At 30.8% G+C, this 19483-nt stretch carries 20 protein-coding genes and 1 pseudogene; 8 read left to right on the top strand and 13 right to left on the bottom strand.

Going from position 1 to position 19483, the window contains the following annotated elements; genetic code table 11:
* Nucleotides 1–371 precede the first annotated feature (371 nt).
* From ACH5TX_RS06040 to purN, 5 genes are all read right to left on the bottom strand, one after another.
* Complete coding sequence (locus ACH5TX_RS06040; protein ID WP_439338629.1) at nt 372–2270, bottom strand: amidophosphoribosyltransferase; 1899 nt, start codon at nt 2268–2270, stop codon at nt 372–374.
* An 80-nt stretch (nt 2271–2350) separates the two neighbouring features.
* Nucleotides 2351–3277: a PfkB family carbohydrate kinase gene (locus ACH5TX_RS06035; RefSeq protein WP_439336208.1), complete on the bottom strand. Its 927-nt coding sequence runs from the start codon at nt 3275–3277 to the stop codon at nt 2351–2353.
* 56 nt (nt 3278–3333) lie between these two features.
* Nucleotides 3334–3972, bottom strand: coding sequence for a ribonuclease H1 domain-containing protein (locus tag ACH5TX_RS06030; protein WP_439338628.1), 639 nt, complete (start codon nt 3970–3972; stop codon nt 3334–3336).
* Between the two features lie 6 nt (nt 3973–3978).
* Complete coding sequence (locus ACH5TX_RS06025; RefSeq protein ID WP_439338627.1) at nt 3979–4674, bottom strand: cyclase family protein; 696 nt, start codon at nt 4672–4674, stop codon at nt 3979–3981.
* 2 nt (nt 4675–4676) lie between these two features.
* Nucleotides 4677–5246 (bottom strand): phosphoribosylglycinamide formyltransferase, encoded by a 570-nt coding sequence (purN, locus tag ACH5TX_RS06020; protein ID WP_439338626.1) that lies wholly within the window; start codon nt 5244–5246, stop codon nt 4677–4679.
* Nucleotides 5247–5432: 186 nt separating this feature from the next.
* On the opposite strand from purN, the gene ACH5TX_RS06015 reads away from it, so the two are divergent.
* The 5 genes from ACH5TX_RS06015 to pyk all read left to right on the top strand — a co-directional run bounded on the left by ACH5TX_RS06015 (nt 5433) and on the right by pyk (nt 9813).
* Nucleotides 5433–5666, top strand: coding sequence for an acyl carrier protein (locus tag ACH5TX_RS06015; RefSeq protein ID WP_007647141.1), 234 nt, complete (start codon nt 5433–5435; stop codon nt 5664–5666).
* 12 nt (nt 5667–5678) lie between these two features.
* Nucleotides 5679–6929, top strand: coding sequence for a beta-ketoacyl-ACP synthase II (fabF, locus tag ACH5TX_RS06010; protein ID WP_439338625.1), 1251 nt, complete (start codon nt 5679–5681; stop codon nt 6927–6929).
* A 96-nt stretch (nt 6930–7025) separates the two neighbouring features.
* Nucleotides 7026–7766 carry a ribonuclease III gene (rnc, locus tag ACH5TX_RS06005; protein WP_439338624.1) on the top strand — a complete coding sequence of 247 codons (741 nt, stop codon included), beginning with the start codon at nt 7026–7028 and terminating at the stop codon, nt 7764–7766.
* Nucleotides 7767–7885: 119 nt separating this feature from the next.
* A complete protein-coding gene (locus ACH5TX_RS06000; protein WP_439338623.1) occupies nt 7886–8371 on the top strand; it encodes an IPExxxVDY family protein in 486 nt (161 codons plus the stop codon).
* Entirely contained in the window at nt 8371–9813 is a 1443-nt protein-coding gene (pyk, locus tag ACH5TX_RS05995; protein WP_439338622.1) for a pyruvate kinase, read from the top strand. Before ACH5TX_RS06000 ends, pyk begins: the two co-directional genes overlap by 1 nt.
* A 123-nt stretch (nt 9814–9936) precedes the next feature.
* On the opposite strand, the gene ACH5TX_RS05990 is transcribed toward pyk, so the two are convergent.
* The 8 genes and pseudogenes from ACH5TX_RS05990 to dinB form a co-directional block, all read right to left on the bottom strand.
* The gene (locus ACH5TX_RS05990; protein ID WP_439338621.1) at nt 9937–11244 is read right to left on the bottom strand and encodes a hypothetical protein; all 1308 of its coding nucleotides are present in this window, start codon (nt 11242–11244) and stop codon (nt 9937–9939) included.
* Nucleotides 11245–11277: 33 nt separating this feature from the next.
* Entirely contained in the window at nt 11278–13695 is a 2418-nt protein-coding gene (locus ACH5TX_RS05985) for a TonB-dependent receptor (protein WP_439338620.1), read from the bottom strand.
* A gap of 275 nt (nt 13696–13970) precedes the next feature.
* A pseudogene (locus tag ACH5TX_RS05980) lies at nt 13971–14270 on the bottom strand (DinB/UmuC family translesion DNA polymerase); the annotation flags it as partial.
* Nucleotides 14271–14511: 241 nt separating this feature from the next.
* Entirely contained in the window at nt 14512–14931 is a 420-nt protein-coding gene (locus ACH5TX_RS05975) for a thioredoxin family protein (RefSeq protein ID WP_439338619.1), read from the bottom strand.
* Between the two features lie 109 nt (nt 14932–15040).
* A complete protein-coding gene (locus ACH5TX_RS05970) occupies nt 15041–15379 on the bottom strand; it encodes an FUSC family protein (protein ID WP_439338618.1) in 339 nt (112 codons plus the stop codon).
* A 1-nt stretch (nt 15380) separates the two neighbouring features.
* Nucleotides 15381–15911, bottom strand: coding sequence for an RNA polymerase sigma factor (locus tag ACH5TX_RS05965; RefSeq protein WP_439338617.1), 531 nt, complete (start codon nt 15909–15911; stop codon nt 15381–15383).
* Between the two features lie 2 nt (nt 15912–15913).
* Nucleotides 15914–16297 (bottom strand): hypothetical protein, encoded by a 384-nt coding sequence (locus ACH5TX_RS05960; RefSeq protein WP_439338616.1) that lies wholly within the window; start codon nt 16295–16297, stop codon nt 15914–15916.
* Nucleotides 16298–16371: 74 nt separating this feature from the next.
* Entirely contained in the window at nt 16372–17469 is a 1098-nt protein-coding gene (gene dinB, locus ACH5TX_RS05955) for a DNA polymerase IV (RefSeq protein ID WP_439338615.1), read from the bottom strand.
* A gap of 81 nt (nt 17470–17550) precedes the next feature.
* Here dinB and ACH5TX_RS05950 point away from each other — a divergent pair, with 81 nt between their 5' ends.
* The 3 genes from ACH5TX_RS05950 (at nt 17551) to ACH5TX_RS05940 (ending at nt 19462) form a co-directional block, all read left to right on the top strand.
* Entirely contained in the window at nt 17551–18021 is a 471-nt protein-coding gene (locus ACH5TX_RS05950; protein WP_439338614.1) for a CYTH domain-containing protein, read from the top strand.
* Nucleotides 18022–18041: 20 nt separating this feature from the next.
* Nucleotides 18042–18587 (top strand): YciI family protein, encoded by a 546-nt coding sequence (locus tag ACH5TX_RS05945; RefSeq protein ID WP_439338613.1) that lies wholly within the window; start codon nt 18042–18044, stop codon nt 18585–18587.
* Nucleotides 18588–18682: 95 nt separating this feature from the next.
* A complete protein-coding gene (locus ACH5TX_RS05940) occupies nt 18683–19462 on the top strand; it encodes an endonuclease/exonuclease/phosphatase family protein (RefSeq protein ID WP_439338612.1) in 780 nt (259 codons plus the stop codon).
* Nucleotides 19463–19483: the final 21 nt, after the last annotated feature.

Here is a 19483-nt window from a genome sequence, read left to right as displayed (position 1 = left end):
GAATGTCCACCTTTTTGCCCCAAATCTACCATGAACTTAACCTACTTATGTTATGGTTCAGCAAAGATATAAGAGTAAAAAGGATTAATAAAACATTTTAGTTAAACTGCTCATATATTGGCTTAACAGAAATAGTGAAAGAATATATTGCTGAAAGCGATTTTTAAACAAACGATAGGGCATAAAAAAAGGCGAACAGATGTTCACCTTTTTTTGCCCCAAATCTACCATGAACTTAACCTACTTATGTTATGGTGATACTAATTTATGTGTATTTTAAGTAATCTGATTATTTATTAGATAAACGGCATTTTTCTTGGTTGAAACGTGTTTTATTCAGTTTGTGTGTTATAAAATTATAAAAATCTGAATTAATAAGCACGTTCATTATTGCCTTCGTAAAAATTGATAAAAGCACGGTTTACAACTCTATTACCTCCTGCTGTAGGATAGTTTCCTGTAAAATACCAATCTCCTAAATGATCAGGACATGCTTTGTGTAAATTTTCTACAGGTTGGAAAATAATTTTCACTTCTGCTTTTATAGTCTCATCGCTTAACAATTCTGAAATTTTATCAGATATCTGTTCATCTGTAAATGGATCATAAATCTCTTTCACAAAATTCTGAACATTTTTATCTGCTAATTCTGTTTGTTCGATACATTTATTATAGACGTTTTTTACTATATGATATTGATTATTGTCTTTTAATAACTCTAAAGCGGCTCTAAAAGCTACTAGGCTTTCAAGGTTTGCCATATCAATACCATAACAATCTGGATATCTAATTTGTGGTGCCGACGATACAACAATAATTTTTTTAGGATTTAAACGATCTAGCATTTTTAAGATACTCATCTTTAAAGTAGTTCCTCTTACAATGCTATCGTCAATAATAACTAAGTTGTCGGTTGGTTTAATAACACCATAAGTAACATCGTAAACGTGTGCTACCAAATCGTCTCTACTACTGTCTTCAGTAATAAAAGTTCTAAGCTTTACATCTTTAATAGCTATTTTTTCAACGCGAGCGTGTTCAGATAAAATTTCGGTAACTTTTGCTGCCGATAAAGAACGTTGCCCATTTAAAATAGCATTTGTTTTTGTTTTATTAATAAATGCTTCAGCAGTTTCTACCATTCCAAAAAAGGATGTTTCAGCAGTATTAGGAATAAAAGAGAATACCGTATTTTTTGTGTCATTATCAATGGCTTCTAAAACTTTAGGCATTAATAATTTTCCAAGCATTTTTCGTTCTTGGTATATTTCGGCATCACTACCACGTGAAAAGTAAATACGTTCAAAAGAACAAGATTTCTTTTCTAAAGGTTCTAATATTTGTTTTAGTCTTACTTCACCCGATTTTTTAGTAATAATAGCTTGTCCTGGTTCTAATTCTTTTACGTCTTCAAATTTTACATTAAAAACCGTTTGAATTACCGGACGTTCTGATGCTACAACTACTACTTCGTCATCTTTATAATAATAGGCTGGTCTAATTCCGGCAGGGTCTCTTAAAACAAAAGCATCACCATGTCCTATAAGTCCTGCCATTGCGTAGCCACCATCCCAGTTTTTGGCAGCACGTCTTAAAATTTTTGCTACTTTAAGGCGTTCGGCAATAAGCGGAGAGGCTTGTTGTTTGTTGTAGCCTTCCTTTTTTAGGTCTTTATAAATTTTGCTTACAGCATCGTCTAGAAAGTGACCAATTTTTTCCATAACAGTGATGGTATCGGTATACTCCTTTGGGTGCTGTCCTAATTCTATAAGATTGCTAAAAAGCTCTTTAACATTGGTCATGTTAAAGTTTCCTGCCATAATTAAGTTTCTGTGCATCCAGTTATTTTGTCTTAAAAATGGATGTACACTTTCTACGCTATTTTTACCAAAAGTACCATAACGAACATGACCTAATAAAACTTCTCCAATATATGGGATATGTTTTTTTTGTGCAGCAACATCGTCCATGAATTCTGGATGTGCTTTTAATTCGTTATTAACACGTTCGTTAATTTGAGCAAAAATATCTTGAATAGGTTGCTGAGCAATAGAGCGTACTCTACTAATATAGCGTTCGCCAGGTTTTGTGTTTAATTTAATGCTTGCAAATCCAGCACCATCTTGACCACGATTGTGCTGCTTCTCCATCATGAGATACATTTTGTTTACACCATAAAAGGCACTTCCGTACTTTTCTTTATAAAATTCTAAAGGTTTTAAAAGTCTTATTACAGCTATTCCACATTCGTGTTTTAAGGCATCACTCATAATTATAAATGTTTTCGCTTACGCGGAAATAATAAATTTTTATTTTTAATTAAAAACGCACTCTTTTAGAGCGCGTTGTATTATGATAATTCTATTTCAAATTGCGTTAATTGTTTAAACTGCAATAATCGCTTATGGACTTCTTCATTTGATAAATTCTGCATGCGCTCGGTTCCAAATTTTTCAACACAAAAAGATGCTAATGTAGATCCGTAAATAACAGCGTTTTTCATATTTTCAAAAGAAGTATCTCCTGTTTTTGCAATATATCCAGCAAAGCCTCCAGCAAAGGTGTCACCTGCTCCGGTAGGATCAAAAACTTCTTCTAAAGGTAACGCAGGAGCATAAAAAACATTATGATCATGAAACAATAAAGCGCCATGTTCTCCTTTTTTTATTACAACATATTTAGGACCCATTTCATGAATCTTTCTTGCCGCAACTACTAATGAGTATTCACCGGTTAGTTGTCTAGCTTCTTCATCGTTAATGGTAATAATGTCTACGCGTTTTATAACGTTTAGTAAATCGTCTAAAGCACAGTCCATCCAAAAATTCATGGTATCTAAAATAACCATTTTTGGTTTAGTCGTCATTTGGTCTAATACACTAGATTGTACTAGCGGGTGTAAATTACCAAGCATAACAACTTCTGCATCTTTATAATCTTGCGGAACCACAGGGTTAAAATCGGCAAGCGTGTTTAGTTCTGTTGCTAAGGTATCGCGCGAGTTCATATCGTTATGATAACGACCACTCCAAAAGAATGTTTTGCCTTCTTTAACGATTTCAATTCCTGAAACATCAATATTTTTATTTGATAATAAATCTAAATATTCTTGCGGAAAATCGCCTCCTACAACAGAAACTGCAGCGGCATCAACATTAAAATGTGAAGCAGATAAACCTATATAAGTTGCTGCTCCACCAAGTATTTTATCGGTTTTTCCGAAAGGTGTTTCAATAGCATCAAAAGCTACGGTACCTACTATTACTAATTTACTCATGAAAAGAGTTCTAATTTTTTTGCAAAGATAAGTTATTTAGCTAGTAAAAACCGAATTTATTTTCTCCCAAAATCGGCAGGAATTTCACCCCAAGCTTTGGTTTCCCATTTTACAATAACCGTTTTGTAGGAATTGTTTTTTAACCAATCAATAGCTCTGTCTACTAAATCAAAAACAGGTTTGTTTTTTGCGTTACGTTCAAGTTTTGTATTGCAAGTTTTCTTTTTTACCCAACTCATAGCAGTTCTAGAATCGGTATATAGAATACGGTCGCTATTGTTTTTTTTTAGAATTGCTAAACCATGCACTAAGGCTAGAAATTCTCCAATATTATTGGTGCCTTGTTCAAAAGGGCCTTGAATAAATAGTTGTTTTTTTGTTTTGGTATCTACACCGCGATATTCCATAATGCCTGGGTTTCCGCTAGAGGCAGCGTCTACCGAGATAGAATTATAATTAGGTTGACCAATTTTTTTTAATTGTTCATGAGATAATTCACTTTTAAAACCTTTATTTTTTCCGATGTAATCGAAATAATTACCTTCTAAGGCTTCTTTAGCAGCTTCTAGAGTTGAGAAAGATTTATATTGAGCACCGGGATAATCTGTTATTTGCTTTTTGCAAACATTCCATTTTTCAAAAACACCTGTTTTATGTCCTTTCCAAACCGTGTAATATTTCTTTTTCTTCGACATAAAAAGTTATTTTTCAAAAACAGCTATAGCTCTAACAGGCGAGCCTGTTCCTCCTTTTATTTTTAAAGGTAATCCAATAAAACGAAATCTTCCACGTCCTATTAATTTATATAGGTTAATCATGTTTTCATAATGAGTAAAGCCTAATTCTCCACAAATGTGGTGTACTTGTTTATTAGAAATTCCAGGAACTCCTGGAGACATTGTCTCAACCCCGAATGCAGATATTTTTTTGTTTCCAAGCCATTTTGCTGCTTCAATTGAAATGCCAGGACCTTTATTCCAATTATTAGTATTAAAAGCTTTTCTATAATGATCTGTATAAATTAATACGGTATCTCTTTCTTTAATTTCTATATTTTCTTTTTTACAAGCGTTTTTTATGTCTTCTATCTCTATTAATTCTTTGAATGTTTTATTTGAAAAATCTAAACAAATACCTTCAGTATAAAACATAGATAAAGGCATCTTATCTATAGATTGCCCCTCATATTCTTTTGCCATATGATTAATAGCATCAACATGAGTGCCTGTATGTTCGCCAAGTTCTAATTTATGTACTGCAGGCGTTTGGGTTGTTGGGTTAGTTTCTCCATTCCAAATTTCATGCGTATTATGTATTGCCATTTTTACTTGAGGCAAATCTTTATAAACAGGCATGCCTTCATAAATTTCTTGACTTAAATCTATAATTTCTGTCATTTTTAATTTGAAGATAATAATTTCTCAACAACCTTAGGAAAGTGTTCCATTTCTAATTCGTGAATCTTAGCAGCAACATCTTCAGCAGTATCTGTTGAAGTTACTTCGCATTTCGCCTGAAAAATTATAGCACCTTCATCATAATGTTCATTAACATAATGTATGGTAATACCTGTTTCGGGTTCTTTGTTATCAACAATAGCTTTATGTACATGCATCCCATACATACCTTTACCACCGTAATTTGGTAATAAAGCAGGGTGTACGTTTATTACTTTGTTAGGGAATGCATTTAAAATGTTTTCTGGAAACTTCCATAAAAAACCTGCTAAAACAATAAGGTCTGGTTGCGATGCTTTTAAAGCATTAAGAACATCCTCTGTTTTTGTAAAGGCTACTTTGTTAAAAGAAAGCGCACTAACACCAAGTTTTTTACATCTGTCTAAAACTTTGGCATGAGGATTGTTAGTTAATACCTGAATAACAGAAGCATTTTCTCTGTTGTGAAAAAACTTAATTAGATTTTCAGCATTAGTACCACTTCCGGACGCAAAAATTACAATACGTTTCATTTTACAGACAATATGTTATTATTATTCGAACAAAAAAAAGAATAATTATTAACAATTAGAAGGTAAAATAAAAATACTTCAAAGTAATTTTAGTAAATTACCATCACATTTTTAAATTAAAGGTGTGTTTTAAAAATAAAGTTTTTTATTTTTGCCAACTAATTAAAACATTTAAATTAAAAGATTATGTCAGACATTGCATCAAGAGTAAAAGCGATTATCGTTGATAAATTAGGAGTTGATGAAAACGAAGTTGTAACAGAAGCAAGCTTCACAAACGATTTAGGAGCCGACTCTTTAGATACTGTAGAGTTGATTATGGAATTCGAAAAAGAATTTGATATCCAAATACCAGACGATCAAGCTGAAAACATTGCAACAGTTGGTCAAGCTATATCATACATAGAAGCAGCAAAATAAGCAAAATACTTTATGGAATTAAAGCGAGTTGTAGTCACAGGATTAGGGGCTTTAACACCAATAGGCAATACCAAAGATGAATTTTGGGACGGTTTAGTTAGTGGTAAAAGTGGTGCTGCGCCTATAACGTATTATGATACCGAGAAGTTTAAAACAAAATTCGCTTGCGAATTAAAAAACTTCACCGCAACAGACTTTTTTGATAGAAAAGAGGCTCGTAAAATGGATAAGTTTGCACAATACGCTATGGTAGCTGCAGATGAAGCCATTGAAGACTCTAAATTAAATCTTGAAGAAGTTAATAAGTTACGAGTTGGTGTTATATGGGGGGCAGGCATTGGCGGATTAGAAACCTTTCAGCAAGAAGTGTTAAACTTTGCTGCTGGTAATGGTTCTCCAAGATTTAACCCATTCTTTATTCCTAAAATGATTGCTGACATTGCGCCAGCAAACATCTCTATAAAACATGGTTTTATGGGGCCAAATTACACAACAGTTTCTGCTTGTGCATCTTCTGCTAACGCTATATTTGATGCTTTAAACTCAATTCGTTTAGGGTATTGTGATGTTATTGTTACAGGAGGAAGTGAAGCAGCAGTAACTATTGCCGGTATGGGTGGTTTTAATGCGATGCACGCCTTATCTACTAGAAATGAAAGTCCAGAAACAGCTTCTAGACCTTTTGATGGATCCAGAGATGGTTTTGTTTTAGGTGAAGGAGCAGGTGCTTTAGTTTTAGAAGAATATGAGCATGCAAAAGCAAGAGGAGCAAAAATATATGCTGAAGTAGCAGGAGGTGGATTATCTTCTGATGCTTATCATATGACAGCGCCTCATCCAGAAGGTATTGGTGTTGTTGAGGTAATGAAAAATTGTTTAGAAAATGCAGGACTTAAACCAGAAGATGTAGACCATATTAATACACATGGTACATCTACACCTTTAGGTGATGTTGCCGAACTTAAGGCAATTTCAAAGGTATTTGGTAGTCATGCAAAACAAATAAATATTAATTCTACAAAATCAATGACAGGACACCTTTTAGGTGCAGCAGGAGCTATTGAAGCTATTTCGGTTATATTGGCAATGGAGCACAGTATTGTACCTCCTACAATTAACCATACTACTGCTGATGAAAACATTGATCCAGAATTAAATTTAACTTTAAACAAGGCTCAAAAACGTGAAGTTAATGTAGCTATGAGTAATACCTTTGGATTTGGCGGTCACAACGCTTGTGTATTATTCAAAAAAATAGATTAAATCCCGAATGAAATAAACCATAACATATATTAATTTTACAGTAGAATGAAACATGGTTTATTACATCTGACATTAATTTAAGATATTTATTATCAGATGAAAAACATTCGTAACATATTAAATTCCCGTTTCAAACGCAACGGGAATTTTTTTATGCAAATAAATAAAATTCTTGGGTTCAAGCCTAAGCACATAAAAATCTACGAAAAGGCCTTTACACACCGTTCTATGAATATAAAGGACAGTAAGGGTAACGCCATTAATTATGAGCGCCTAGAGTTTTTAGGCGATGCTATGTTAAGTTCGGTAATTGCGTCCCATTTATATCTTGAAGTTCCTAGTGGAGATGAAGGCTATTTAACTAAAATGCGATCTAAAATTGTAAGTAGAGAGCATTTAAATGAGTTAGGTAAAGGTCTTAAGTTAATTGATTTAGTTCAAAGTAAAATACCACAAGGTCAGTTTGGAGATAATATTCATGGAAATTTATTTGAAGCTTTAGTAGGAGCTATTTTTTTAGATAGAGGCTATAAATATTGTGAAAAATTTATTTTTAAGCGTGTTATTATACCTTATGTAGATATTGAAACTCTTGAAGGCAAGGTAATAAGTTACAAGAGTTTATTAATTGAGTGGTGTCAAAAGGAAAAGAAAATATTTAATTATAATGTTTATGAAGATACTGGAAATGATGAGGTTAGGCATTTCTCAGTAAAGCTCTCAATAGACAATAAAATTGTAGCTAAAGCAAGAGCTACATCAAAGAAAAAAGCAGAAGAAAAAGCTTCTAAACGCGCTTTTTTTGCATTTCAAAGTCGAATGTCTAAAATGATTTAAAGAAAGTTCTTTAAAAACAATTTACTACAACGTTTTAGTTATCTTTATCGTTAAGATTAGGTAAAATGTATCATTACTAATTTTTATAAATACTATATTTACGCTTTTTATTTAAAGTTATGGCCATTCATAAGCTTGTTCTTGACGATGTTTTTGATGAAGTATTATGCACTTTAATAGCAATTCATTGTTCGCTTGAAGATTATCGTTTAGCATATCTTCTTAATAAGCATTTGGGAATAACTTTAAAAAGAAAAGCATCAGATTTAGATTATGATAAAGGAGCATCAACATATTCTATTTTTGAATGGGAAAATAAAAAACAATTAACAAAATGGAATTTGGTTTCTAATGTTTGTAAAACAGAAAGTTTACAACAAATAAATTATGAATCATTATTTGAAAACCAAGAAAAAATAATAAAAACAACTCATTTAATACCAGAATATAAGCGTGTTAATTATTTTTTAAAAATAGATAACGAGTTCGATTTAAGTAAAGAAAAATATATTTTAGATAGTATATTAAAAATACCTCAAATTGCAACAGCTTATAGTATTGATAGTAGTCAATTAAAATCAAAAGATAATTTAATTTTTAGCTAATGCCGATAAGAAAAAAGACCAAAATAGTAGCAACATTAGGACCAGCTACCAGTACCAAAGAAGTTTTAAAAGGAATGCTTGAAGAAGGTGCTAACGTATTTAGAATTAATTTTTCTCATGCTGATTATACAGATGTTGCAGAACGTATAAAAATGATAAGAGAACTAAACGAAGAGTTTGGTTATACTGCTGCCATTTTAGGAGATTTACAAGGGCCAAAACTTCGTGTAGGAGTTATGGAAGAAGATGTTTTTGTAAATCCTGGAGATGAAATAGTTTTTGCAACAGGAGAGCGATTTGTAGGTACAAAAGAGCGTGTTTACATGACTTATGAAAGGTTTCCTCAAGATGCAAAACCTGGAGAGCGTATTCTTTTAGATGACGGAAAATTAATGTTTGAAGTTGTTTCTACAAATAAGAAAGACGAGGTAGTTGCACGTGTTGTTCAAGGAGGTCCTTTAAAATCTAAGAAAGGAGTTAATTTACCAAACACAAATATATCTCAACCAGCTCTTACAGAAAAAGATATTGAAGATGCTATTTTTGCTATAAGTCAAGATGTAGATTGGATTGCACTATCATTTGTACGTCATGCTGAAGATTTAATGCAATTACGCGATTTAATTAATAAACATAGCGACCAGAAAATACCAATTATAGCTAAGATTGAAAAACCTGAAGCTGTAGAGAATATTGATAAAATTGTGACACATTGTGACGGTTTAATGGTAGCGCGTGGCGATTTAGGTGTTGAAGTTCCAGCGGAAGAAGTACCACTAATTCAAAAGCAATTAGTATTACGTGCTAAAAAGGCTAGAATTCCAGTAATTATAGCAACTCAAATGATGGAGACTATGATTGATAGTTTAACACCAACAAGAGCTGAAGTAAATGATGTTGCAAACTCAGTTATGGATGGTGCTGATGCTGTGATGCTTTCAGGAGAAACATCTGTTGGTAAATATCCAGTGCAGGTTATTAAGCAAATGTCTAATATCTTGAAAAGTGTTGAGGATTCAAAACTTATAAAGGTACCACAATTGCCACCACATATTCGTACGAACCGTTATATTACAAAATCTATATGTTATCATGCCGCTAATATGGCAAACGAAATTAGTGCAAAAGCGATTTCAACACTAACAAATAGTGGGTATACAGCATTTCAAATTTCAGCTTGGAGACCATCATGTCATATTTTAGTATTTACTTCAAACAAACGTATATTAACACGTTTAAGTTTACTTTGGGGTGTTCGTGCTTTTTATTACGATAAGTTTGTAAGTACAGATGAAACTATTGAAGATGTAAATGCTATGGCTTGTAAAAAAGGGTATTTAGATGTAGGCGATATGTTAATTAGTTTAGCAGCTATGCCTATTCAAGAAAAAGGAATGGTAAATACATTAAGAGTTACAGAAATTACAAACTGTAGTTTTTAGTAAAAGAGATTTATATACAATAAAAAAACTCCAATAGATAATTTATCTATTGGAGTTTTTTTGTTTAATATTTAATATAAACAGATGCGAATTTTACATCACATCTGTTTATATTGTTTTATTTTAGAAAAGCCCTATATACGAAGCATCTGTTGTTCCTGTTTCTAACTTTGCACCTTTAGTATACCCGTCAACACTAGTAGATGTAGGATCGAAAATATAAACATGACCTTCTCCTCCTAATGATGCTAAAGCCATATATAATTTTCCTTCAATAACACTAGCCCATTGGTATTGACGTAACCATAAGTCAATTGGAATATTCATTGTAACTGCTGTTTTGTTGTATAAATCAACACGAACAATATCCCAGTTAGAACTAGCACTATCTCCTTCATCTGTATTTAAAACAGGAATATAGCCAATACCATTTCCAACATAAAACCAACCAGTATTAGCTTCTGCATTATGACCTAAAAGTGATTTAATATTGAACTTCCCATAAGAAGTATCATAAGCACCATTACTAATCTTTAACATAGACACATCTCCCGAGGTAACTAATTGGTATGTATCCCCATTTTCATCTTTATGAGCTACTGGTGTTCTGTAACCGTTGGTAGGTCCTTCTGCTAGAGTAGAAATTAAAGTTGCTGGGTTTTCTAATGAAGGATAATCTATCACTAAAGTTTCAACATTTTCATAAACCATTGTGCCTCTAGCATCTGTTAAAGGATCGTATATGCTTTTCGCTACACCATAATATAATTTTCCGTTGGTAACAACAGGAGCATCAATTCTTGAAACGTAAATTCCTTTAGCAGCTTCAGTTTCACTTAAAGGAAATTCGAATGATGTATTTTCTATAACCGACATGGTTTGTAAATTTACTAAGGCCATGGTAATTGTCGCTTTTGTTCTTTTGTATATTGGACTAGCAGCACTTGGATCGTCATATAAATTTTCGGTAGCAACTGCGTGAAGCATAGCGTAATTTTCATCAATTTTTGTCCAACGTGGGTATGCAGTTCCCATCACAGTTTGGATATCGGTGGTTAAACTTAAGCTGTAGTTTTGTCCGCTGGTATAATCATATTTTGAAATTTCTCCACCACCATAATTTAAGTTGAATAAGGTTTTACCATCATTTGATGAATAAACTCTAGAAGTACGTGTCGATGGTACTTCGAAACCATAATTTTTAAAAGTAAATGTTGTATTAGGGTCATTAAGTTCTTCTACTGTTGCTCCTTGTGTATATGTTGCAGAATTTCCTGTAGAACTTGATCCTACAACTAAATGGTAAGAACGTAAGGTTGATGCATCTGGTATTTCTGGTGTATCGTCATCGTTTGTATCACAAGAAAAAGTAGTTATAATTAATGCAGTAATACATGCGAGTTTTAAAAAATTTTTAAAATTGAAATTCATACTATTTGTTATTTATATTAAAATTATTGTTTGTTATAAAATTGAAAATGTAAGTTTTCCATAAAAACCTCTTCCTGGTTTTTGAAGCGCGTAGTTGTCGAAAATTTGATTATCAAATATGTTTTTAACATCGAAACTAAATGTGATTTTATCTTTAGGGAACGTGTATGCAAAACCAGCATCGTGTGCTATTTGTGTTGGAATTACCGTTTTTCCATTGCCGCCAAGAGTACTACCATGTCTAAAGAATTCATGTACATATAGTAAATTGGTATAACACGAAAGGTTAGATCCTTTTTGAAAAAGATTCTTTTTGTTTAATCTTAAATTATAATTCATTGTAAAATAAGGCGTATTCGATAGCCTTTCATAACTTGGTGTAATAGGATTTCCATTAATATCATAAGTTACATTGTAATCTCGGGCATTAAAAAGAGAAGTGTTTCCGCTAAAAAAAATCATTTTATTATAATTGTAATTTAATTCAAGATCGAAACCTTCTGTATAAATTTTTCCCACATTCGAGTTTTCAAAAAACTCTTCATCGTTACCAATAGGAAATTGCATAATTAAATCTTCAGTATCTCGAATAAATATGTTTGTAGTGATGCCTAGGGTATGTTTTTTTAATTTTAAGTTGTTATAGGAAATTCCTAAATTATAATTTTTACTATGTTCTGGTTTTAAATTAATTGAAGCGTTTATGTTAGCAGCAACATTTCCAAAAACTTCACTAGCTTCAGGTAACCTAACTGCTTTTTCAGCAGAACCAAATATTGAAAACTTTGGGGTGATGTTATAAGATATTACACCTCCATAACCTAAATTATCTGATTTTACATTGTTTTCCTCAATTTCTATATTTGAAGAGGATGTGTTATCTGTACGAGTTCTTAATTTTGAAGTTCTATTTATGTGGTAAGACTTTGCAAAAAATGTAGTGCGTAATTTTTCATTAAAAGCTACATTTTCAAAAGAAAGAGATAGAATGTTTTTCATATACTTACGCTCTTCCTTTAAATCATTTTCTATGGCAGGTAACATAGGGTCATCAGAGTCTCTAGTAAATGTATTTAACAAATGATTTACCTGAATGGTATTATTTTCTTTAATTCTATAGGTTAAGTTTGTTCTAGTATTAATAGTTTGGTCAATATCTTTTTGAAGCGTTGGGTTACCAGCTTCGGCTCCTGAAATCCAAACATCTGGGTCGTTGTAATAACTTGTTGGGTGGCCTAACCAGCTGTATTGCGTAGCAATAGTATCAATTGTTTTTCGGTTAAGTTTAGAAACAGAAGCAAAGGCACTAACATCTAAGTTTTCAACAATGTTTGCTTTAGCATAATCTAAACTGTACATGTTTGTGTTTTGTTTGGTAAACCGGTTGCCATAAACAATTTCCATTGTTGCTGCAGTTTGTATTTGTCTGTCCATATTGGATAGTAATACACCAACCAAAAGTTTATCTGCCCAATCTACATTGGTATAACCAAATTCAGCCTTTCCGCCTTGAGATCTATATCTATCGTGAAATCGTTTTGCTTTTATGTAAACATCTGGTGTACCAGCAGCAAGTGTTACTGCAACTTGATCTCCCCAAACTTTATAATCATTATCGGAGTAATTAAGAAAAGCAGAGGCTCTAGCAGTAAATCCATTTTTGTTATTTCTATAACCGCCATTAATGTCAGAACGGTATGTGCCGAAAGATCCTGCTGAAACAGATGCTCTTAATTCGTTTTTGGTAATGCCGTTTAATACAATATTTATGGCACCGCCCATGGCATCGTCTGATAAATGCGGAGGAACAACACCTTTGTAAATTTCTATACGCTTAATTAACGAAGGAGGAATGCTATTTAGAGAAAATGAGGGTCCAAAATTTCGGACAGGAACCCCGTCTACAAAAATTTTAACAGAATTTCCCGACATACCATTTAAAATATAATTGGTACGAGAACCTAAACCTCCCGATTGACGTACTCTAACACCTGCAGATTGATCTAAAAGTTCGTTAATTTGAATTGATTGTACTGCCGCTTCTTTTGTTTCTATGACATTAACAGCAAAACCTTTTTCTTTAATTTTGTTTTTTACTGTTTTGGTTTGAATAAGTACTTCTTCTAAATTTTGATGTGTTGTATATTCTAATGAGACATTAAAAGCTTTTTTACTAGAATTAAGTGTTATTGTAAAGGTTTTTACATTGGTATTTAATGAGTGAAATTGTATACTGTAGTTTCCGAAAGGTACATTTTTAAAGTAAAAATCTCCGTTTATATCAGAATTTGTTTCCTTTTCAATTTTTTGTCCTTTTAAAAGAATATAAGCACCTAAAACGGGTTCGTTATTATCAAACTTAACTTTACCATATAAATCTCCGTTTTGACTAAAAGTAGAATAGCTTAAAAGCAAGAATAAAAATGTAGTATAAATTTTGACAGGAACCATGATTGATTTTTTGTCAAAATTAACCTTATTTATATTCAGTCCAAATAAAAATAAACGATTTGATGATAATTTATTTTACACCAATATATTGTTGTTTTTTGTAAAAATATGATTAGTATGATTAATGATTTATTAAAAATCAGAATTTATTTTGAATAATTCTAAATAGTCTTGTTGTTGTATTATAAGAGTATGGAAGCATAATTTTAATGAAAAGCAACTAATTTAAGCTTGAAATAGTTAATTGGTTTCATTATTTAGAAAAATGGTTGTAATTAAAATTGAAACTTCAATTGTACACTTACGCTTTTTTGTTTTGGCTTTTTCTTAGTTTCAGTATTCAAGTTAGAAATAGAAATACCTAATAAACGAACTGAATTATTCAATTTTTCTTGATACAATAAGTCTTTTGCAGTTTCTAGAATAATATCTTTATCATTTATATAATAGGGCAATGTTTTACTTCTGGTTTGCAAAGTGAAATCACTGTATTTTATTTTTAAAGTGACTGTTTTTCCTGCGACTTTGCTTTTTATTAAACGCCTAGAAACTTCATCAGCAATGTGTTTTAGTTTAACAGCTATATCTATAAAAGAAAAAGGTATGTTAATAGATTAAGAGTTATATAAATTATGAACTGTAGTTTTTAATTCATCAAGTATTATAAATATTTGGACGTTACCCTTTTTAGGAAAAACTAAAAAGGGTCGCGCTTTCCACTATATTTTTTTTTCGTACCTCAAAAAAGGATGCCGTTTCAATCGCTAGCGCAACTTTTGGGTTAAAAAGAAACTCTTTAAAGTATTTAAGCTACTATTAAATATTATTTATTTCCAAAATTTTGTTACCAAATTCTATAAACTCATTAGGGTTCATATATTTTGTGGTTTTATGAATTAAATTTCCATGATTATCAAAAACAAGGAATGTAGGAAACGCTAATTCAACATTATGAAATTCTAAAAAAGCTATTTGTGTTTTATTGAGCGACTCAAATTCAGATGATTTCATAACTGATTTAGTCCTCTTTATATGTATTTTTCCACAAATCATTTTTTTATTAAAAAAATTGATAACTTTTGAGTTTGTAAATATTTCCTTTTTCATTTTTAAACATGGACCACATCCATCTGAAGTAACATAAACTAATAATAGTTTGTTTAGTTCTTTTGCACTTTGTAATGCACTAGTGAAACTTGTGAATTCAAATAAGAGATCTTTTGTATCAAGTTCCATTTTTAGCTCCTTTTCTACGGCCTCCTTATTTTTACAAGAAAAGATTAACAGTAAGGAAGATATAATAAAGTATTTCAAAATATTTTTCATAAGTAAGTTGTTTTATGATTTAATTTAAAGTGCTAAAAATTTTTAAAAAAGTATTTAATTGTGTAAATAGCACTGTTGTAAAAGTTATTTGAAAGATTAATGCAACAATTTGAGGATTATAACCAAAAATGGGTTCTTTAATGTATAATAAAAGGAATGAAATAACGATTCCAAATACTGTTCCAGCAACAAAACCTATTAATGAGTTTTTTGTTTCTCTATAAGTATTTACTTTATGTTCCTTCCCTTCAATTTTATGCATAGTAATATTTTCAAAATCAGAAAAAGGCATTTCTAATTTACTTTTAGACATAATTTCTTTAAAAAAATATTCTTCTTTTTTATTTAATTTTTCCATTTCAATCTATTTTCAAGTGCCTTTTTATATTAATTCTTCCTCTATGTAATAAAATTTTAATATTAGCAATACTCCAACCTGTAATATCTTGAATGTCTTTTATATTATTTTCTTCTAAATAAAATAAGCGTAAAACCAAACTTTCTTTAGGTTGTAATCTTTTTAAAGCTTCGTTTATATAATACTTTTGATAATCGGTATCTATAACTGAAGAAAAAGAATTATTTTCAGAAATTACATCTGTATATATTTCATTATAAATAATAATATTGCTTTTCTTTTTATTCTGAACTTTAAAAGCTTCGTTTACTATTATTCTATAGAGCCATGAGCTAAATTTGGCTGTCCCTTTAAATGTATTTAATTTAGAATATGCTTTAATAAATGCAGTTTGTAATACTTCTTGTGCTAGAAATTCGTTTTTAACTATTGATATTGCTAATGAGTAGCCCATGTCTTTATAATTCTTTATTAAGAATCTAAAAGCGTCTATATCTCCTTGAAGAACTTTCTCAATATAAGTATCGTCCATACTTATTTGTCATCTTTTTTTTTATCAAGATAATGTGCTAAAATCATACCTATAGCTCCAAAAATGTACATAAATAATAAGGAGATTGTTCCACCACTATACAAAAAACGACTTTTTACAAAGGTTTCTTCCCCAGTAAGTTCTGGTTTAAAAAAATCAAAATATTCTATTATACCTCCTAAGAATGTGCCAAGACTTCCACAAAGTAATATGACACCAATTTTTAGCCAAGGAAAGTTAAACGTTTTACGTTTGTATGGCTCAATCCCTTTTTCAATCATAAGCAACCGTTCTTTCGTCTTTGCTTTGTGTATAAAATACCATACAAGAAATATGAGAACAATAAATATTAATAATAACAAAGCAAATAAATCGTTTAATGCCATTTTAATGTTTTTAAGGATTCTATTAATTTAGATACTTTAAAAAAAAGAAAGGTTACAAAAAATTGTTTTTTTTTCTAAAACTCAAATTTTAACTGAACGCTCACACTTTTTTGTTCTACTTTTTTCTTAGTTTCAGTATTCAAGTTAGAAATAGAAATACCTAATAAACGAACTGAATTATTCAATTTTTCTTGATACAATAAGTCTTTTGCAGTTTCTAGAATAATATCTTTATCACTAATATAATAGGGCAATGTTTTACTTCTGGTTTGCAAAGTGAAATCACTGTATTTTATTTTTAAAGTGACTGTTTTTCCTGCGACTTTACTTTTTGTTAAGCGCCTAGAGACTTCATCAGCAATGTGTTTTAGTTTCTCAAGCATAAATACTTCACTTGATAAATTTTCACTAAATGTACGTTCTGCAGCTAAACTTTTTCTAATTCTATTTGGTTTTACCTCACTATTATGAATACCTCTAACAACGTAGTAATAATAACGTCCAGACTTACCAAAGTTTTCGTCTAACCATTCTATAGATTTTTGTTTTAAATCTAAGCCCGTAAAAATGCCTTTTTGATACATTTTTTCTGCTGTTACTTTTCCAACGCCGTAAAATTTCCTGATGTCTAGCTGTTCTAAAAATGGAATAACTTCTTCTGGGTTTACTACTTTTTGCCCGTTTGGTTTATTGTAATCGCTAGCTACTTTGGCTATAAATTTATTTATAGATATACCCGCCGAAGCTGTTAAACCAACCTCATTAAAAATACGTTCTCTAATTTCATTAGCAATTAAAGAAGCGCTTGGGTTTCCCTTTTTATTTTCGGTTACATCTAAATAAGCTTCGTCTAGCGAAAGAGGTTCTACTAAATCGGTATAGTCATAAAATATGTTGCGTATTTTTTTAGAGATTTCGGTATATCTATCAAAATGAGTTTTTACAAAAATAAGCTCAGGACATAATTTAATTGCTAAATTCCCAGACATAGCACTTTTCACCCCAAATTTTCTAGCCTCGTAGCTAGCAGCACTTATTACACCGCGTTTACCACCACCGCCAACAGCAATAGGTTTCCCTTTTAAAGTAGGATCATCCATTTGTTCTACAGATGCATAAAAGGCATCCATATCTACATGAATAATTTTTCTAATTGGTAAATCGTTTAACATAGTGTAAATTTAGGCATTCTTGTTAAGGCAAGAATCTCAATTAATAAAATTAATGAAAACCCAGTTTTTGGGCTCATAATTATGATAGAAATAGAACGAAAATTTTTAGTAAAATCTGATATTTATAAAGAAGAAGCTTTTAAAAAAACGAGAATTGTTCAGGGTTATTTAAACTCTCATAAAGAAAGGACTGTTCGTGTTAGGTTAAAAGGAGATAGGGGTTTTATAACTGTTAAAGGACAGTCGTCTAGTAATGGTTTATCGCGTTTTGAATGGGAAAAAGAAGTTGGTAGTTTAGAGATAGAAGCTTTATTAAAACTTTGTGAATTTGGTGTTATTAATAAAATACGTTATGAAGTAAAAGTTGGAAAGCATATTTTTGAAGTAGATGCGTTTTTTGGAGATAATGACGGTTTAGTAATAGCTGAAGTTGAATTAAATAATGAAAATGAAACGTTTGAAAAACCTAATTGGTTAGGTGAAGAGGTTACAGGCGACATAAAATACTATAATTCATATTTAAGTAAGCACCCTTATAATACATGGAAATAAAAAACAAATACTATAGGCACATGAAAAATTTTGTTTTAACAATAGCACTTTTAGTTTTCTTTTGTTCTTGTAAAGAAGAGGTTAAAGAACCTGTAATAGACGCTAAAGACGTAGCAATAGAAAAACTAGAAAAAGTAATAGATTCATTAACAGATATTACAAAAGAACCTATTAAGTTATCTATAAAGGACAAGAAAAAAGCATTAACAGTAAAAGGGTTTAAAACCTTTGATTATGTTGATGAGAAAACTCAAGATACTGTTTTAATGCAACAATATTTTATGGTGTTTTTGAAAAAGGGACTTATTCGCGGTCAAAATGAAGAGGAAGCTGAAGAATTACAAAAAGGGCATTTAGCACATTTAAAGAAAATGTATGATTTAGGTTATGCCGATATTTCTGGCCCTTTTGGTGATGATGGAAATATTAGAGGGGTTACCATTTATAACGTACCAACACTTAAAATGGCTGATAGTTTAGCTCACGCAGATCCTATGGTAAAAGCAGGGCGTTTAGAAATTGAAATACATCCGTGGTGGGCAGCAAAAGAAAAGTCTTTAAGATAATAATTAAACTTATTAGGTTTGTTTTACAGTTTATTAATGTTGTATCTATTGTAGCATTATTATCTGTACATTTTATTATAAAGGAGCGCACTTTTTTGTCTTCTGTAATTTTTTATGCACTTCCTTTACCTGTTATTATTGTTATAGTTTTATTTATTTCCATTGTTCTAACTAAAAAGTGGAGACGTTATAATTTAATACTGGCTTCAATATTATTATTGGTATGGTTAAGTAAAAGTTTTAAATTACATATTCCAGATGATATTAAAGAAACAGACTTAGAAATAGTTTTTTGGAACGCTTCTAGAGATAACGATTTTCAAATGGCATTTAATAAAAATGGACATTTGCCTGATGTAATGGTTTTAGTAGAATCTAAAAAAAGTGATAGTGAAGAATTTAAACAAAAATATCCTAATTATTATTTTTATAAATCAGACAGAGAGATATTCATTTTTTCAAAAACACCAATAGTTATTGAGAGTGAAAATAAATCTAAGTTTAGTACAACAGTTATAAATTTTAAAACATCGGGTGTTAATTTTTATGCCGTTGATGTTACAGGAAGCTTTGATGTCCCTAGAAAATGGGGGTTAGCATTTGTAAATAAGAGTATTAATAAAAATAAGAACACCATTGTTTTAGGAGATTTTAATACGCCTTATGAATCTTTTTATTTAAAGCAACTTAAAAAAGATTTTAATCAAGCATTTAACGAAAAAGGGAATGGTTTTAGAGAAACTTGGTTTAACAATATTCCTTTGCTTTCTTTAGATCATATATGGGTTTCAAAAGATTTAAAAGTTTTAAAAACCGAAAAATTTTATACTACTGAATCAGATCATAGTATGTTGAAAACGTATGTTAGAAAGTAGTTTTTTTAATATATATTAAGT

Origin of the sequence: Thalassobellus citreus, from assembly GCF_044385915.1 — a bacterium.
GTDB classification, from domain to species: Bacteria; Bacteroidota; Bacteroidia; order Flavobacteriales; family Flavobacteriaceae; genus Thalassobellus; species Thalassobellus citreus.
Note: the sequence above shows the minus strand (reverse complement) of the source record. Positions and strands in the feature narration are given on the sequence as shown.

Coding starts and splice junctions, on each gene's coding strand:
- rnc (WP_439338624.1), top strand. CDS start 7,026: ATGAAAAACATTCGTAACATATTAAATTCCCGTTTCAAACGCAACGGG.
- ACH5TX_RS06040 (WP_439338629.1), bottom strand. CDS start 2,270: ATGAGTGATGCCTTAAAACACGAATGTGGAATAGCTGTAATAAGACTT.
- ACH5TX_RS05945 (WP_439338613.1), top strand. CDS start 18,042: ATGAAAAATTTTGTTTTAACAATAGCACTTTTAGTTTTCTTTTGTTCT.
- ACH5TX_RS05975 (WP_439338619.1), bottom strand. CDS start 14,931: ATGGAACTTGATACAAAAGATCTCTTATTTGAATTCACAAGTTTCACT.
- ACH5TX_RS05960 (WP_439338616.1), bottom strand. CDS start 16,297: ATGGCATTAAACGATTTATTTGCTTTGTTATTATTAATATTTATTGTT.
- ACH5TX_RS06000 (WP_439338623.1), top strand. CDS start 7,886: ATGGCCATTCATAAGCTTGTTCTTGACGATGTTTTTGATGAAGTATTA.
- fabF (WP_439338625.1), top strand. CDS start 5,679: ATGGAATTAAAGCGAGTTGTAGTCACAGGATTAGGGGCTTTAACACCA.
- purN (WP_439338626.1), bottom strand. CDS start 5,246: ATGAAACGTATTGTAATTTTTGCGTCCGGAAGTGGTACTAATGCTGAA.
- ACH5TX_RS06035 (WP_439336208.1), bottom strand. CDS start 3,277: ATGAGTAAATTAGTAATAGTAGGTACCGTAGCTTTTGATGCTATTGAA.
- ACH5TX_RS05985 (WP_439338620.1), bottom strand. CDS start 13,695: ATGGTTCCTGTCAAAATTTATACTACATTTTTATTCTTGCTTTTAAGC.
- ACH5TX_RS05950 (WP_439338614.1), top strand. CDS start 17,551: ATGATAGAAATAGAACGAAAATTTTTAGTAAAATCTGATATTTATAAA.
- ACH5TX_RS05970 (WP_439338618.1), bottom strand. CDS start 15,379: ATGGAAAAATTAAATAAAAAAGAAGAATATTTTTTTAAAGAAATTATG.
- ACH5TX_RS06030 (WP_439338628.1), bottom strand. CDS start 3,972: ATGTCGAAGAAAAAGAAATATTACACGGTTTGGAAAGGACATAAAACA.
- ACH5TX_RS06025 (WP_439338627.1), bottom strand. CDS start 4,674: ATGACAGAAATTATAGATTTAAGTCAAGAAATTTATGAAGGCATGCCT.
- pyk (WP_439338622.1), top strand. CDS start 8,371: ATGCCGATAAGAAAAAAGACCAAAATAGTAGCAACATTAGGACCAGCT.
- ACH5TX_RS06015 (WP_007647141.1), top strand. CDS start 5,433: ATGTCAGACATTGCATCAAGAGTAAAAGCGATTATCGTTGATAAATTA.
- ACH5TX_RS05990 (WP_439338621.1), bottom strand. CDS start 11,244: ATGAATTTCAATTTTAAAAATTTTTTAAAACTCGCATGTATTACTGCA.
- ACH5TX_RS05965 (WP_439338617.1), bottom strand. CDS start 15,911: ATGGACGATACTTATATTGAGAAAGTTCTTCAAGGAGATATAGACGCT.
- dinB (WP_439338615.1), bottom strand. CDS start 17,469: ATGTTAAACGATTTACCAATTAGAAAAATTATTCATGTAGATATGGAT.